The organism is Leisingera sp. NJS204 (assembly GCF_004123675.1).
Taxonomy (GTDB): domain Bacteria; phylum Pseudomonadota; class Alphaproteobacteria; order Rhodobacterales; family Rhodobacteraceae; genus Leisingera.
Genome location: NZ_CP035418.1, coordinates 82,990 through 96,888, shown reverse-complemented (window position 1 = coordinate 96,888; position 13,899 = coordinate 82,990). Strand labels below are relative to the sequence as shown.

The window sequence follows — 13,899 nt, the reverse complement described above, 5'->3', positions numbered from 1 at the left end:
GGAAACATGGAAACTTTCACGCTCGGCGTAGCCCTTTTCACGGTGATCGTGCTGGCGCTGGTGACCATCATCCTGGTCGCCCGTTCCCGCCTGGTCTCAACCGGCAACGTCAATATCACCATCAACGGTGAAAAAACCATCTCGGTGCCTGCGGGCGGCAAGCTGCTGCAAACGCTGGCGGCGGAAAAACTGTTCGTCCCCTCCGCCTGCGGCGGCGGCGGCACCTGTGCCCAGTGCCGGGTGCGGGTGCATTCGGGCGGCGGGTCGATCCTGCCGACCGAGGAAAGCCATATAACCAAGCGCGAAGCGGGCTGCGGCGACCGCCTGTCCTGCCAGGTTGCGGTCAAGCAGGACATGGAAGTCGAAGTCCCCGAGGAAGTCTTTGGCGTCAAGAAGTGGCGCTGCAAGGTGCGCTCGAACGACAACGTGGCGACCTTTATCAAGGCGCTGGTGCTGGAACTGCCCGAAGGCGAGGATGTGAACTTCCGCGCCGGCGGCTACATCCAGATCGAGGCACCCGCGCACCAGCTGGCCTATACCGATTTCGACATCCAGGAAGAATACCGCGAGGACTGGGACCGTTTCAATCTGTGGCAGTATAAGTCCCAGGTGAACGAACCGGTTGAACGCGCCTATTCAATGGCGAACTACCCGGACGAAAAGGGCATTATCATGCTGAACGTCCGTGTCGCCTCGCCGCCTCCGGGCTCCGAGGGCATTCCTGCGGGCATGATGTCGTCCTACATCTTTAACCTGAAGCCGGGTGATGAAGTCACTATTTCCGGTCCGTTCGGCGAATTCTTTGCCCGCGACACCCAAAAGGAAATGGTGTTCATCGGCGGCGGTGCCGGCATGGCGCCGATGCGCAGCCACATCTTCGACCAGCTGAAGCGGCTGCAAAACCGCGACCGCAAGATCAGCTTCTGGTACGGTGCGCGTTCCAAGAAAGAGATGTTCTTTGTCGAGGATTTCGACAGCCTGGCCGAGGAGTTCGACAACTTTGACTGGCATGTGGCGCTGTCGGATGCCCAGCCCGAGGACGATTGGAAAGGCTATACCGGCTTTATCCATAACGTTCTGTTCGAGGAATACCTCAAGAACCATCCGGCGCCGGAAGACTGCGAATTCTACATGTGCGGCCCGCCGATCATGAACCAGTCGGTTATCAACATGCTGCTGGATCTGGGTGTGGACCGCGAGGACATCATGCTGGACGACTTCGGCGGCTAAGCCGGAACGCAGCGCGGAAAATCAAAAGCCCCGGATGTTTTCTCCGGGGCTTTCTTTGTTCCAACGCCTGGCGGCGTTTACTGTGCTCTCATCTCGGTGCTGATGCGGATGGTGATCGGCCCGGTGGAAAAGCCGCCGACGCCGAAGGCCTGATGGTCGATGGTGGTGCTGGCCTTAAATGCGGCCCAATCGCCCTGGTAATATTCAATCGCGCCGCCCAGCGGATGCGGGCCGAAATGGGTCATGGTGGTTTCCAGCACAACCGGCTTGGTGGTGCCATGGATGGTCAGGTCGCCGGTGACATTGGCCGTGTTTTCGCCGGTCTTTTCAACGCTGGTGCTGACAAAGGTGATTTCGGGATAGGTCGCAACCTCCAGAAAATCGGCGCTGGAAATGTGATCGTCCAGCGGGCCAAAGCCGGTGGCCAGGCTGTCTGTCTTGATGGTGACATTCAACGATGCGGCTTCGGGGTTTTCGGGGTCGATTTCCAGCGTGCCCTCGGCTTGGGTGAACTCGCCGGACTGGACCGAAACGCCGGCGTGGCTCCAGCTGAACTGAACTTCGGTGTGGCCCTGATCGGTTTTATACGTGGCAGCAAAAGCGGCGGGCGCGGCCAGCAGTGCGGCGGCGGCAAGCGGTGCAATCTTGATCAGCATGACGGTATCCCTGTTTGGATTTGCCCTTGGGGCGGTATTGAATTGCGGGGTTCAATCCTGGCGCGGAACCCCGTATAGATGTTATGGCATCTATTCCGCCGCATCCGCATGCAAAAATGCCTGCCGCGTGCTTCGTTCACCAATTCGTGATTGCCTATGACGCCGAGCAAACGGGAAACCGAGATATGGATCCTGCTGAACCGGGCCTGCCGGCAGACCCATCGGGATATTGAAACGGAACTGCGCGAGGCGGGGCTGCCCGGCATGCGCTGGTACGACGTGCTGTGGGGGATCGAATTGGCGGGGGACGGCGGGGTGCGTGCTTTTGAGCTGACCAGGAACCTGCTGTTTGAGCAATCGAACCTGTCGCGCATCCTGGCACAGATGGCAAAGCAGGGTCTGGTGCGCGAAGCGGTCTATGAACACGACCGGCGCGGCAAGGTGCTGCACCTGACCGCGGCTGGCGCAGCGCTGCGCCTGCGGATGTGGGGGATCTACGGACCGGCAATCAAACGCAGCATGGCGGCGCTGGCCGAAGCAGAAGATGTTCAGTCGTTCCTGACCATTCTGCAGGAAACAGGCGGCGGGCCGTTTCCGTGACCCGCCGCCGTCAAAAACCTTAGCCGACGATCATCTGTTTCATCCGCAGGGTTTCATATTCCAGCTCTTTCAGGCGGAAATTCACCACGTCGCCCACGGTGATCATGCCGGCCAGCTTGCCGTCCTTCAGGACTGGCATGTGGCGGAAGCGGCCTTCGCTCATGGTTTTCAGCACGTCATGCAGATAGTCATCGGGGGTGCAGGATTTGACGGCTGTGGTCATCAGCGCCGAAACTTCCTGCGGCAGGGTGTGGCCGGGCGTTTCCGCCATCCGCCGCACGATGTCGCGTTCCGACAGGATGCCCTGCAGGTCGCCGTTCTGATCGGTCACCACCAGCGCGCCGATGTGCTTTTCCTTCAGCACATCCACCACATGGCCGATGGTATCATTGGGGCGCACCGCAAAGATGGCATCGCCCTTGCCCTCCAGCAGCTTGGCCACTGTTGTCTGCGAATGCGACAGGTTTGACTCGGCGGACTGGCTGTATGTGTGCTTGTCCTCCTTGTCGCCCCGCATCGGAGCTTGGTATGAGGTCGGTGCCATTGCGCGGGTCTCCTCCTATCCTGGATCAGGTGATATGCTCATCTTAACGCGGGATTACGATCCGGGAAGGGGCGAAATGACGCGAGCGCTAACATAGGCCGGAAAACAACATGTTCGACACCCTTTATCTGACCCCCGTGACCGGTGCGCTGACCGTGTTCCTGGTGGTGGTCTGCGGCCATATGTACCGGCAGACCTGGAAGAGCGAAGCGCCGAACGGTCGGCTGCGGGCCTGGCTGTTCGGGGTGCCTGCCGCCTTGGGCCTGCTGGCGCTGGCTTTTGTGCCGCTGAAGTTCTGATCCTTGGTGCGCCAAATTTGACTCTGGCGCAGGGCGGGGGCATAGCAGCGCCAGTTTTGCCGCCGGAGATGTACCAATGCCCAGAAGGTTTTTGTTTGCCCTGATCCTGCCCGCGGTGCTGGCGGTGTCCGGCTGCTGGTTCGAAAGCGCGCCGCAAGAGGTGCGGCTGTCGGGTGAAACCATGGGCACCACTTACAGCGTGATAGCGATTGGCGAGGATCTGGACGCCGAGGCGCTGGGGTCCGCGGTGGAGGGCACCCTGGCGGCAGTCAATGCCAAGATGTCGAACTGGGATCCGGCCTCGGAGGTCTCCACCTTCTCGGCCGAGCGCAGCACTGCGCCGGTGCGGGTGTCGCCGGAGTTTGCCCATGTGCTGGCTGCGGCCAATGATGTGCATGAAAAGACAGGCGGCAAGTTTGACGTGACCCTGGGGCCGCTGATCGAGCTGTGGGGCTTCGGCCCGCGCCAGCCCGAGGATCCGGTGCCATCCGATGCCGCTATTGCCAAGGCGCTGGAAAATGTGGGACAGGCCCGGCTGCTGGTGCTGGATGCTGCGGCGGGCACGCTGAAGAAATCCGCGCCGGGCACCGGCATCAACCTGTCCGCCATCGCCAAGGGCTATGGCGTTGATGCGGTGGCCGGGGCTTTGCAGGGGTTCGGTATCGAGCACTACATGGTGGAAATCGGCGGCGATTTGGTGACCAAGGGCGAAAACGCCAAAGGCGAGGCATGGCGCATCGGCATCGAAAAACCCGATGCGGCGGCGCAGACGGTGCAACTGATTGTGCCGGTCAGCAATCTGGGGCTGGCGACATCCGGTGATTACCGGAATTACTTTGAGCATGAGGGCACGCGCTATTCCCATATCCTGGATCCGGTGGCGGGGCGGCCGGTGACGCACAGCACCACTTCTGTCACGGTGATTGCGGAAAACGCGATGCTGGCGGATGCCTGGGCCACCGCGATGCTGGTTTTGGGCCGCGAAAACGGGCTTAAGCTTGCCCAAGAGCATAAACTTGCCGTGTTTTTCATTGATCGGGACGTGCAAGCCGGTGCGGATGCCTATATGACCACTGCCAGCAGCGCATTCGAGGCGCTGACCGGAAACTGAAGCCGCGCACCAAGCCATCCTGCGAGGGACCACACATGAGCACCTTTCTTCTGGCCTTCATCCTGCTGCTGATCGTCACCCTGGGGATGTCGCTGGGCGTGATCCTGATGGGCAAGAAGATCAAGGGCAGCTGCGGCGGGCTGAATGCGATCTCGGGCGCCGACAAATGCGTGGTCTGCTCGAAGGACATCGACCCCGACAGCCCGCTGCGCGACAAGCTGCAGTGCAAGCGCGCGCGCCGGATGGTCGAACAGATGCAGCAGGAACAGGCCTGAGACCGCTCGGGACCTATCCCGCGCTGAACCTGCTCTGCACCGGAACAAGACGCCTGAAGTTACTCAGCCTTTGCTGACAAAGCTGCTGCTGCGCTGGCCGGGGTTTGATCCGGTGCCCAGCCTTTGCCCAGTGAAATCTGCAGCCCGGCCCAGGCCAGCGCCAGGTCACGGCGGGCGGAGATCAGGTTCAGCTCGTTGGCACGCAGTGCTTCTTCGGTGTTGAGCAGGTCGAACAAGGTGATTTCGCTGGCGGTGAAGGTTTCGCGCGCCAGATCGGCAACTTTGGTGCCCAGATTGACCGCCCGGACCTGCGCCGCGGTGCGCTGGCGGGCGGCGCGCAGCGTGCTTTGCTGGGACTGGACTTCTTCAACGGCGCCGCGCACGGCTGCGCGGTAATCGTACTCCGTCGCTTTGGCCTCGGCGATGGCCCGTTTGTGGAAGGCACGCAGCACAGGACGGTTGAACAGCGGGAAATTCAGGCTCGGACCGATGGAGTAGAGATCGGGCACATGCCGGACCGCCTGCACCGAGCCGGTAATTTCCAGCGACGGGTAGAGTTCCGCCTCGGTGACGCCGATATCGGCGGTGGCGCTGCGCAGCTGGGCCTCGGCCAGCAGGATGTCCGGGCGGTTGCGCAGCAGGGTGGCGGGCACGCCCAGTTCCGGCTTGGTCGCCGGGTAGGGCTGGCTGTAGCTGCCCTTCATCATCGCAAAAACTTCGGACGCGTCGCGGTCCAGCAAGGTGGCCAGGGCAAACACCGAGGATTCATAGCTGGCAATAAAGCCGGGCAGGTCTGCCTTGGCACTGGCAACCTGCAGTTTGGTGCGTTCCACATCCAGCGCCAGCACGGCGCGGGCTTCCTGCAGTTCAACCACGGTTCCCAGTATCTGTTCGCGCAGGCGGATCGTCTTGCGGGTGACAGCTGCGCCGCGCTGGAAAAAGCGGGCCTGGATATAGGTGCGGGTGATCGCGTCGGTGATCGCCAGCCGGGTGGTGGCCATCTGATAAAACTGCGCGTCCCGGTCGGCAACGGCGCGTTCAGAGCGGCGTTCGAATTCGCCGAACAGGTCAAAGACGTAGGTTGCGCCAACCTCGGCAACATCCTGGCTGGAGGAATTGTTCTGGGATTCGCGGCGCGAAAAGATCGAACTGCCTTCCAGGCTGCCGCTGACCTGCTGCGGCCGGCCGCTGCCGCGGCGCAGGGCTTCGGCGGCTTTCAGGCGTTCGCGGGCGGCCTTGATGCCAAGGTTTTGCGCCAGGCCTGCGTCAACCATGCGGTTCAGCGTGGCATCGTTCAGCCCCTGCCACCAGGTCTCAGCCGCGCCCTGCGCGGTCGCATAGCTGCGGGATTGGTAATAGGCCGCCGGCACCGCAAAGTCCGGGCGCTGGTAGTCAACGCCAACAACGGTGCAGCTGCACAGGATGGTCCCGGCCAGCAGCACACAACGGGCTGTCCACTTGGATCTGCTCATGACTTGCCTCTAGACGCCCGGTCTTTTTGGTGCGGGCTTTTGAAAAACCTAAACCGGGCAGCGCGGGCCGCGAACAGATTCCTGCCGCAATCGGCGTCTTTGTCGGGCACTGATGCGCGCAACCCACAACCCGGGGACTGCGCAAAATGATGTCGTCTTGCCGTTTTTGCTGTGCCGGCGCGGCGCCAGGCCGGTCATTCTCCGGTGTCAGCACGCGCAGCCCGGGAGGGCTGGAAGAGTTTACAGCAGGGCTGTCCCTGCGCTTGACGGCGGCAGGGCCCCCGTCCACTGTTTCTGAAACGGCTGAGGTGCGCCCGGTGCCGGCGCATCGGCCCCGGCTCCTTGAGCTTCTGAACCGAAATCACCACGCAAAAGTGAGACTGATCTGATGGACCTGCAAAAATTCTATATCGGCGGCGCCTGGGTGACACCGCATTCCAGCCGCGAATTCCCGGTTCTGAACCCCGCGACCGAGGGCCGGATCGGGACAATAATCCTGGGCGACGAAGTGGATGTGAACGCCGCGGTGGCGGCGGCCAAAGCGGCGTTTGAGAGTTTCTCCCGCACTTCGCGCGATGAGCGGATCGCGCTTTTGGAGCGGTTGCTGGAGATCAGCAACGCGCGCCGCGAGGAGATGGCGCAGGCATTGAGCGCGGAAATGGGCGCGCCGATCTCGATGGCGCGCGACGCCCAGGCGGATGCGGGCATCGGCCATTTGGAGGGGATTCTTGAGGCGCTGAAAACCCAGGAGCTGCGCGAAACCCTGCCCAACGGCGACATTCTGGTACGCGAGCCGATTGGCGTTTGCGGGTTGATCACGCCGTGGAACTGGCCGGTGAACCAGATCGCGCTGAAGGTGCTGCCGGCGCTTGCGACCGGGTCCACCTGCGTGCTGAAACCGTCAGAGCACACGCCGGTGTCGGCAGCGGTCTATGCGCAGATGATCCATGATGCGGGCTATCCCGCCGGTGTGTTCAACCTGATCCATGGCGACGGGCCAACCGTGGGTGCGGGGCTGTCGCGGCACAGGGACGTGGACATGATGTCCTTTACCGGTTCAACCCGGGCGGGCGTTGCGGTGGCCAAGGATTCCGCGGAAACGGTCAAACGGGTGACGCTGGAACTGGGGGGCAAGTCCCCGAACCTGGTGTTCGCCGATGCCGATCTGCCGGAGAAGGTAACGGCCTCGGTGCTGGAGTGCATGTATAACACCGGCCAAAGCTGTGACGCGCCGACCCGGATGCTGGTGGAGCGCAGCTGTTACGATCAAGTGCTGGAGATTGCCAAGGCGGCAGCTGAAGGGCAGGCGGTTGGTGATCCTGCGCAGGAGGGCGGCCACATCGGCCCGATGTTCGACCGCATCCAGTTCGACCGGGTACAGTCGATGATCCAAACGGGCATTGACGAAGGCGCCACGGTACTGGCGGGCGGACTGGGCCGTCCCGAAGGGCTGGACAAGGGCTGGTACGTGCGCCCGACGGTTTTTGCCGATGTGACCAACGGGATGGCGATCGCGCAGCAAGAGATCTTTGGCCCGGTCCTGGTGATCATCCCGTTTGAGGATGAAGAAGACGCCATCCGCATCGCCAACGACACGCCTTATGGCCTGGCGGCCTATTTGCAGACCGGCAACCCGGAACGCGCGGAACGTGTCGCCGCCCGCCTGCGGGCAGGTGCCGTGCATATCAACGGCGGCGGCTTCAACTACGGCTCGCCTTTTGGCGGCTACAAACAGTCCGGCAACGGCCGCGAAGGCGGCATGCTGGGGCTGGAGGACTATCAGGAAGTCAAAACCCTGCACTTCGGCTAAGTCATTTCCCCTTCCGGCGGAATTTGCTGCCGGGAGGGGAAGGCTGCTGCCTGTGGGTTTTGCGGCGCAATCAGACAATTTACATGTCGCAATCCGCCAAGCTGTCCGAGGGGCTGCACCGCAGAATACAAGCATGAAGCACACCTTCATTCCCAAACGCATGGATCGCCGCGCAACCGGATGCAATCTGGTCGCTGCCTGAAGTCTGTCAGCCCTGACCGGGCGTTGGACGGATCCCTAAAGGCAGACTTTGGAATGAAACATGACAGCCTCAAACACGCTGCGCCTTGCCATTGATATAGGCGGCACCTTTACCGACACTGTTCTGGTGGCGGGCGAAGACACGATTCTGGCCTCGGCCAAGACCCTGACCACCCATCAGAACCCGGCAGACGGCGCCATGGAAGGTGCCGCACGGGTGATGGCGCAATCGGGGCGTTCTCTGGGGGAAGTGACGGGCTTCATCCATGGCACCACGCTGGCCACCAACGCGCTGATCGAGCGGCGCGGGGCAACGGTGGCGACGGTGACCACCGAGGGGTTCCGGGACATTCTGGAAATCGCCTATGAGCGGCGTTATTCGCAGTATGACATCAATCTGGAAAAGCCCGGCCTGCTGGTGCCGCGCGAACGCGCGCTGACCATCCGCGAACGGATGTCGGCCGCGGGCGAGGTGCTGATCGGCATGGAGGACAGCGCGGTCGACGCGCTGATTGCCGGGCTGGATGCCTGCAGTGCTGATGCGGTGGCGGTCTGCCTGATGCATTCTTACGCCAATCCGGATCATGAACGCTGGCTGCGGGATGCCTTGGCTGAGCGCCGTCCCGGCCTGACGGTGTCGATCTCGTCCGAGGTCAGCCCCGAGGCGCGGGAATTCGACCGGCTTTGCACCACCGTGGCCAATGCCTGTATCCAGCCGCTGATGGAGACCTACCTCGCGCGCTTTGCCGACCAGTTTGCGGCGGAAGGCGTGACCTGCCCGATCCTGATGATGACCGCCGGCGGCGGCATGTGCACCATCCAGACCGCGGCGCGCTTTCCGGTCCGGCTGGTGGAGAGCGGACCCGCCGGCGGTGCAATCCTTGCCGCCCGTATCGCGGCACAGGCGGGGCTGGATCAGGTCTTGTCATTCGACGTCGGCGGCACCACAGCCAAGCTGTGCCTGATTGATAACGCCCGCCCGCAAACCTCGCGCCAGTTTGAAATCGCCCGCGCGGCGCGGTTCATCAAAGGGTCGGGCATGCCGGTGCGCATCCCGGTGATCGAGATGATCGAGATTGGTGCGGGCGGCGGCTCCATTGCCGGGGTGGACCGGCTGGGGCGGCTGACCGTGGGGCCGAAATCAGCGGGGTCTGAACCCGGCCCGGTGGCGTTCGGGCGCGGCGGGACGGAACCGACGGTGACCGACAGCGACATTACGCTGGGCTACATCGTGCCGGATACTTTTGCCGAAGGGTTTATCAAGATCGACCCGGCAGCCTCCAAGGAGGCGCTGGGGCGGGTGATCGGTTCACGGCTGGAGCTGGACGGCGTTGGCGCCGCCGATGGCGTCAGCCGCATTGTTGATGAAAGCATGGCCAGCGCCGGGCGGATGCATGCCGTGGAATCGGGCAAGGATCTGGGGCCGCGCACCATGATTGCATTTGGCGGCAACGGCCCGCTGCATGCAAGCCGGGTGGCGCGCTCGGCAGGCGTGTCGCGCATCTTGATCCCGCCGAACCCGGGTGTCGGGTCGGCTGTGGGGTTCCTGTTTGCGCCGGTCAGTTTCGAGATCGTGCGCTCGCGTTATTCGCTGCTCGAAACCATGGGTTTGGGCGGCATCAACAGCCTGTTTGCCCAGATGATCGACGAGGCGAAATCGGTGGTGGCACAGGGCGCTGGCGACGCGGAAACAGAGATCCGGCGCACCGCCTTCATGCGTTATAACGGGCAGGGGCATGAGATTGAGATCACCCTGCCGGACCGCGATCTGACGGCTGAGGATCGTGGCCCCCTGACCGCGGCGTTTGAGCGTGAGTACGCCAAGCAGTTCTCGCGCCCGGTGCCGGGTATGAAGATCGAGATCCTGAACTGGGCGGTGCGGGTGGCGACGCCGGACGCTGGGGTCACGGCGGTGCCGGAAACGCCGGAACTCAAGAACATCTGTGCCGCAGCCTTCCGCCCGATCACCTGCGACGTGGATGGCACGGTGAAGCAAGCAGCATTTGTCCCGCGCGACAGCTTGCGGCCCGGCGACCAGGTTTGCGGCCCCGCTCTGATCACCGAACCGCAAACCACCACGCTGGTCTCGGCGGATTTCTCTGCCCATGTGGACGCAATTGGCAACCTCGTCCTGATCCAGGATCAGAAAGACGACCAGAAAGGAGGCGCATGATGGCCGACCTCTCACACGATCTCTCGCCGGCCCGCCTTCAAGTCATGTGGAACCGCCTGCTAGCGGTGGTTGAGGAGCAGGGCCAGACCCTGATCCGCGCCGCGTTTAGCCCCATCGTGCGTGAATGCGGCGACATCTCGGCCGGCATCTTTGATGTGCAGGGCCGGATGCTGGCCCAGGCCGTGACCGGCACGCCCGGCCATATCAACACCATGGCCGAAGCGGTGCTGCATCTGCGCGAACGCTTCCCGGTGCAGACCATGAAGCCCGGCGATATCTACATGACCAACGATCCCTGGCTGGCCTCAGGGCATCTGAACGACTTCCTTTTGATGATGCCCGCCTTCAAGGGGGGCAAGGTGGTGGGCTTCACCTCCTGCACCTCGCATCTGGTGGATCTGGGCGGTCTGGGCATGGGGCCGGAGGGCTCCGACATCTATGACGAGGGTCTGCTGATCCCGCCCTGCAAGCTGGTCGAGGAAGGCGAGCTGAATGCGCTGCTGATGGACATCATCCGTGCCAACAGCCGCGAGCCGGTTGCCAATGAGGGCGATATTTACGCGCTGATTGCCTGCTGCGAGGCGGGGGCGGCGCGGCTTGTGGACATGATGGAGGAGTTCCGCATCGATGATCTGGATGCCTTGGGCGCCTACATCATCGACACCTCCCGCCGCGGCACGCTGGAGGCGATCGCGGAAGTGCCAGAAGGCGTCTACAAGAACGTCCTGAAAATGGACGGCTATGAGAATGAGCTGGAGCTGCACGCAACGCTGACGGTCTCCAAAACCGGAATGCATGTGGATTTCACCGGCACCTCGGGCTGTTCCAAGAAGGGTATCAACGTGCCCTTGAACTATGCCACCGCCTATACCGTGTTTGCGCTGCGCTGCATTGTGGGGCCGGATATTCCCAACAATGCCGGGTCTTTGGAGCTGTTCACGGTGGATGGCCCCAAGGGCTGCATCCTGAACGCGCGACGCCCGGTGCCGGTCGCGATGCGCCACACGCTGGGGCAGGTGACGCCGGATCTGGTGCTGGGTTGCTTGCATCAGGCGCTGCCCGATCAGGTGCCGGCCGAAGGCGCCAGCTGCATGTTCGACCTGCCGATGCGCCACGCACCCGAAGTGGCCCGAGGCGGCGGCCGCGAATTCGCCATTGAGCCGGTCCACAATGGCGGCACCGGAGCGCGGCCCAACGCGGACGGGCTGTCGGCGACTGCCTATCCCTCTGGCGTCTATGGCAGCCAGGTGGAAATCACCGAGTCGGTTGCCCCGGTCATCCTGTGGCGGCGAGAGCTGCGGCCTGACTCCGGCGGGGCCGGCAAATATCGCGGCGGGCTGGGCCAGCGGATCGAAATGACCGCCTCCAACGATGCGCCCTTCATCGTGTTCCTGTCGGTGGAGCGGCTGAAGTTCCCGGCGCTTGGCAGGATGGGCGGTTTACCCGGCGCCCCGGGCCGCATCCGCTTGCGCGATGGCGGGCAGGACATCCCCGGCAAGGGCGAGCTGCGGGTGGAGGCAGGCGACTATCTGATCTTTGAAACCCCAGGCGGCGGCGGTTTTGGCGACCCGGCGGAACGCGACCCGGACGCCCTGGCGCTGGATCTGAAACGCGGGCTGGTGACCGCGGAAGGCGCAAGCGCCTATGGAGGTGCCAAATGATCCGCGCCGTTCCGCATGTTGCCGCCATGGCGCCTTATGCGCTGGCGGATCTCGGCGGCGAGGGGGTCATTTCCCTCGCCCAGAACGAAAGCGCCTTTGCTGCCAGCCCGGCGGCGATTGCGGCAGGCAAGAGGGTGCTGGATCAGATGCCGCTTTATCCGGACCCGGAATGGCCCGATCTGCGCGCCGCGGTGGCGGAGGTACACAGGCTGGACCCGGCCAAGGTGCTGTGCGGCGCCGGTTCGATGGAGCTGATCACCTGCCTGATCCGCGCCTTTGCCGGGCCGGGCGACAGGGTCTTGGGCACCGATTACGGCTATGCCTTTGTGTCCTCGGCCTCGGCCCAGGTGCAGGCGGAGTACGTCAAGGCGCGGGAACGGGCGCTTACGGTCTCAGTCGATGACATTCTTGCCGCCGTTACGCCGCAAACCCGTATTGTCTTTGTCTGCAATCCTGGCAATCCTACCGGAACGCTGATCCCCAACGCTGAAATTCAGCGCCTGCGCGCGGGCCTGCCTGCAGATGTGCTGCTGGTGGTGGATCAGGCCTATGCCGAGTTTGCCGATGCGGAAAACAACCCTGCCGAAATCTTCGCCCTGGCAGAGCGCGGCGATACCGTGGTGATGCGCACATTGTCCAAGGCTTATGGTCTGGCAGGTGCCCGGGCAGGTTGGGGCTATTTCCCGCCTCAGATCGCGGGCGAAGTGCGCAAGCTGTTGAACCCAAACAATATCTCCATCCCGTCACAGGTGATGGCGGCAGCAGCAATGCAGGACCAGGCGCATATGCGTGATACAGTGGCCAAAACTGCCGCGATCCGTGATGGCTTTGCCGCGGGCTGCCGCGCGCTGGGGCTGACGGTGCCGCAAAGCCACACCAATTTCGTGCTGATGCGCTTTGCCTCGCCCGTGCAGGCGCAGGCAGCGGATGCGGCGCTGCGGGCGGAAAAGCTGCTGATGCGCGGCATGGGCGGCTATGGCCTCAGCGATTGCCTGCGCGCCACCATCAGCAGCCAGAACGTGATGGACCGGGCGCTGGCGGTGCTGAAAGGAGTGCTCACATGACTCATGAAACCCGCACCCGCGCGAAAATCGGCGTGCTGGTGCCTTACACCAACACCAATCTGGAACCGGACATGATGCTGATGCGCGCACCGGGTACCACGGTGCACTTTCAGCGCTTGGGAGGTTATGATGTGGACGAGATCCCGGGTTCCAATCAGATGGCCGGGCTTGGCGTCTCCGACATCAGCCATGATCTCAGGATGATCTCGGGCGTGCGCCCTGATGTGGTGCTTTACGGTTGCACCTCGGCAACGCTGACCCATGGGCCGGAGTTTGATAAGAAGCTGGCGCAGGACATCAAGGCAGGCTGCGGCGCGCTGTCCTTTACCGCTGCCGGGGCGCTGGTTGACGCGATCAAGGCCCTCGGCGCAACCAAAGTGGGCTTCTCCTCTCCCTACCTGGGCGAGATCAACACGCAAGCAATGGACTTCCTGTCGCAGAACCGGATTGCCACAGTGAAATGCGCCGATGCGGGGCGCGAGCTTGGCAACTACGGCCAGGGGGAGCTGACACCGGAGGAGGTATTCGACCTGGCCCGCCAGGCCGATCACCCGGAAGCCCAGGCCATTGTGCTCAGCTGCACGGACATGCGTGCGGTTGAGGCTGTCAGCCGGATCGAAACGGCGCTTGATAAACCGGTTGTCACTTCAAACCAGGCAATGATGTTTGCGGTGATGCGGGCGCTCGGGCTGCCCCGTCAAAGCAATGTGCCGGGCCGGTTGTTCGAATTGCTGTAAAACGAAGACCAGGGTGCCTGCCGGTCCCTGACTGTTTCATCTTTCCCAAAATACTCCGGGGAGCGC

The 13,899-nt window shown here is 63.0% G+C and carries 13 protein-coding genes; 10 read left to right on the top strand and 3 right to left on the bottom strand.

Annotated elements, in window-relative coordinates; genetic code table 11:
- Window positions 1-6 precede the first annotated feature (6 nt).
- Entirely contained in the window at window positions 7-1,230 is a 1,224-nt protein-coding gene (gene nqrF / locus ETW24_RS21095) for an NADH:ubiquinone reductase (Na(+)-transporting) subunit F (protein ID WP_129373067.1), read from the top strand.
- A 77-nt stretch (window positions 1,231-1,307) separates the two neighbouring features.
- On the opposite strand, the gene ETW24_RS21090 is transcribed toward nqrF, so the two are convergent.
- Window positions 1,308-1,886, bottom strand: coding sequence for a YceI family protein (locus ETW24_RS21090; RefSeq protein WP_129373066.1), 579 nt, complete (start codon window positions 1,884-1,886; stop codon window positions 1,308-1,310).
- Between the two features lie 156 nt (window positions 1,887-2,042).
- Between ETW24_RS21090 and ETW24_RS21085 the strand changes: the two genes are divergently transcribed.
- Window positions 2,043-2,486, top strand: a complete 444-nt coding sequence (locus tag ETW24_RS21085; RefSeq protein ID WP_129373065.1) for a MarR family winged helix-turn-helix transcriptional regulator — start codon at window positions 2,043-2,045, stop codon at window positions 2,484-2,486.
- A gap of 19 nt (window positions 2,487-2,505) precedes the next feature.
- Here the strand turns inward: ETW24_RS21085 and ETW24_RS21080 are convergent, their stop codons facing one another.
- The gene (locus ETW24_RS21080) at window positions 2,506-3,030 is read right to left on the bottom strand and encodes a CBS domain-containing protein (RefSeq protein WP_129373064.1); all 525 of its coding nucleotides are present in this window, start codon (window positions 3,028-3,030) and stop codon (window positions 2,506-2,508) included.
- A 110-nt stretch (window positions 3,031-3,140) separates the two neighbouring features.
- Between ETW24_RS21080 and ETW24_RS21075 the strand changes: the two genes are divergently transcribed.
- The 3 genes from ETW24_RS21075 (at window position 3,141) to nqrM (ending at window position 4,715) form a co-directional block, all read left to right on the top strand.
- A complete protein-coding gene (locus tag ETW24_RS21075) occupies window positions 3,141-3,329 on the top strand; it encodes a hypothetical protein (protein WP_129373063.1) in 189 nt (62 codons plus the stop codon).
- Window positions 3,330-3,405: 76 nt separating this feature from the next.
- Complete coding sequence (locus ETW24_RS21070) at window positions 3,406-4,440, top strand: FAD:protein FMN transferase (RefSeq protein ID WP_129373062.1); 1,035 nt, start codon at window positions 3,406-3,408, stop codon at window positions 4,438-4,440.
- A gap of 35 nt (window positions 4,441-4,475) precedes the next feature.
- Window positions 4,476-4,715, top strand: coding sequence for a (Na+)-NQR maturation NqrM (gene nqrM, locus ETW24_RS21065; protein ID WP_129373061.1), 240 nt, complete (start codon window positions 4,476-4,478; stop codon window positions 4,713-4,715).
- Window positions 4,716-4,774: 59 nt separating this feature from the next.
- Here the strand turns inward: nqrM and ETW24_RS21060 are convergent, their stop codons facing one another.
- Entirely contained in the window at window positions 4,775-6,187 is a 1,413-nt protein-coding gene (locus tag ETW24_RS21060; protein ID WP_129373060.1) for an efflux transporter outer membrane subunit, read from the bottom strand.
- A gap of 388 nt (window positions 6,188-6,575) precedes the next feature.
- Here ETW24_RS21060 and ETW24_RS21055 point away from each other — a divergent pair, with 388 nt between their 5' ends.
- The 5 genes from ETW24_RS21055 to ETW24_RS21035 all read left to right on the top strand — a co-directional run bounded on the left by ETW24_RS21055 (window position 6,576) and on the right by ETW24_RS21035 (window position 13,833).
- Window positions 6,576-7,997, top strand: coding sequence for an aldehyde dehydrogenase family protein (locus tag ETW24_RS21055; RefSeq protein ID WP_129373059.1), 1,422 nt, complete (start codon window positions 6,576-6,578; stop codon window positions 7,995-7,997).
- Between the two features lie 262 nt (window positions 7,998-8,259).
- On the top strand, window positions 8,260-10,371 hold the full coding sequence (locus tag ETW24_RS21050; RefSeq protein ID WP_129373058.1) for a hydantoinase/oxoprolinase family protein: 2,112 nt from the start codon (window positions 8,260-8,262) through the stop codon (window positions 10,369-10,371).
- The gene (locus tag ETW24_RS21045; RefSeq protein ID WP_129373057.1) at window positions 10,371-12,032 is read left to right on the top strand and encodes a hydantoinase B/oxoprolinase family protein; all 1,662 of its coding nucleotides are present in this window, start codon (window positions 10,371-10,373) and stop codon (window positions 12,030-12,032) included. Before ETW24_RS21050 ends, ETW24_RS21045 begins: the two co-directional genes overlap by 1 nt.
- Window positions 12,029-13,096 carry a pyridoxal phosphate-dependent aminotransferase gene (locus ETW24_RS21040; protein ID WP_129373056.1) on the top strand — a complete coding sequence of 356 codons (1,068 nt, stop codon included), beginning with the start codon at window positions 12,029-12,031 and terminating at the stop codon, window positions 13,094-13,096. Before ETW24_RS21045 ends, ETW24_RS21040 begins: the two co-directional genes overlap by 4 nt.
- Complete coding sequence (locus ETW24_RS21035) at window positions 13,093-13,833, top strand: maleate cis-trans isomerase family protein (RefSeq protein WP_129373055.1); 741 nt, start codon at window positions 13,093-13,095, stop codon at window positions 13,831-13,833. The genes ETW24_RS21040 and ETW24_RS21035 overlap by 4 nt, the downstream gene beginning before the upstream one ends.
- Window positions 13,834-13,899: the final 66 nt, after the last annotated feature.

What these genes read in the sequence shown, in the direction of transcription:
- ETW24_RS21055 (WP_129373059.1), top strand. Translation starts at nt 6,576, where the DNA reads ATGGACCTGCAAAAATTCTATATCGGCGGCGCCTGGGTGACACCGCAT.
- ETW24_RS21090 (WP_129373066.1), bottom strand. Translation starts at nt 1,886, where the DNA reads ATGCTGATCAAGATTGCACCGCTTGCCGCCGCCGCACTGCTGGCCGCG.
- nqrM (WP_129373061.1), top strand. Translation starts at nt 4,476, where the DNA reads ATGAGCACCTTTCTTCTGGCCTTCATCCTGCTGCTGATCGTCACCCTG.
- ETW24_RS21085 (WP_129373065.1), top strand. Translation starts at nt 2,043, where the DNA reads ATGACGCCGAGCAAACGGGAAACCGAGATATGGATCCTGCTGAACCGG.
- ETW24_RS21080 (WP_129373064.1), bottom strand. Translation starts at nt 3,030, where the DNA reads ATGGCACCGACCTCATACCAAGCTCCGATGCGGGGCGACAAGGAGGAC.
- ETW24_RS21060 (WP_129373060.1), bottom strand. Translation starts at nt 6,187, where the DNA reads ATGAGCAGATCCAAGTGGACAGCCCGTTGTGTGCTGCTGGCCGGGACC.
- ETW24_RS21040 (WP_129373056.1), top strand. Translation starts at nt 12,029, where the DNA reads ATGATCCGCGCCGTTCCGCATGTTGCCGCCATGGCGCCTTATGCGCTG.
- ETW24_RS21070 (WP_129373062.1), top strand. Translation starts at nt 3,406, where the DNA reads ATGCCCAGAAGGTTTTTGTTTGCCCTGATCCTGCCCGCGGTGCTGGCG.
- nqrF (WP_129373067.1), top strand. Translation starts at nt 7, where the DNA reads ATGGAAACTTTCACGCTCGGCGTAGCCCTTTTCACGGTGATCGTGCTG.
- ETW24_RS21035 (WP_129373055.1), top strand. Translation starts at nt 13,093, where the DNA reads ATGACTCATGAAACCCGCACCCGCGCGAAAATCGGCGTGCTGGTGCCT.
- ETW24_RS21075 (WP_129373063.1), top strand. Translation starts at nt 3,141, where the DNA reads ATGTTCGACACCCTTTATCTGACCCCCGTGACCGGTGCGCTGACCGTG.
- ETW24_RS21045 (WP_129373057.1), top strand. Translation starts at nt 10,371, where the DNA reads ATGGCCGACCTCTCACACGATCTCTCGCCGGCCCGCCTTCAAGTCATG.
- ETW24_RS21050 (WP_129373058.1), top strand. Translation starts at nt 8,260, where the DNA reads ATGACAGCCTCAAACACGCTGCGCCTTGCCATTGATATAGGCGGCACC.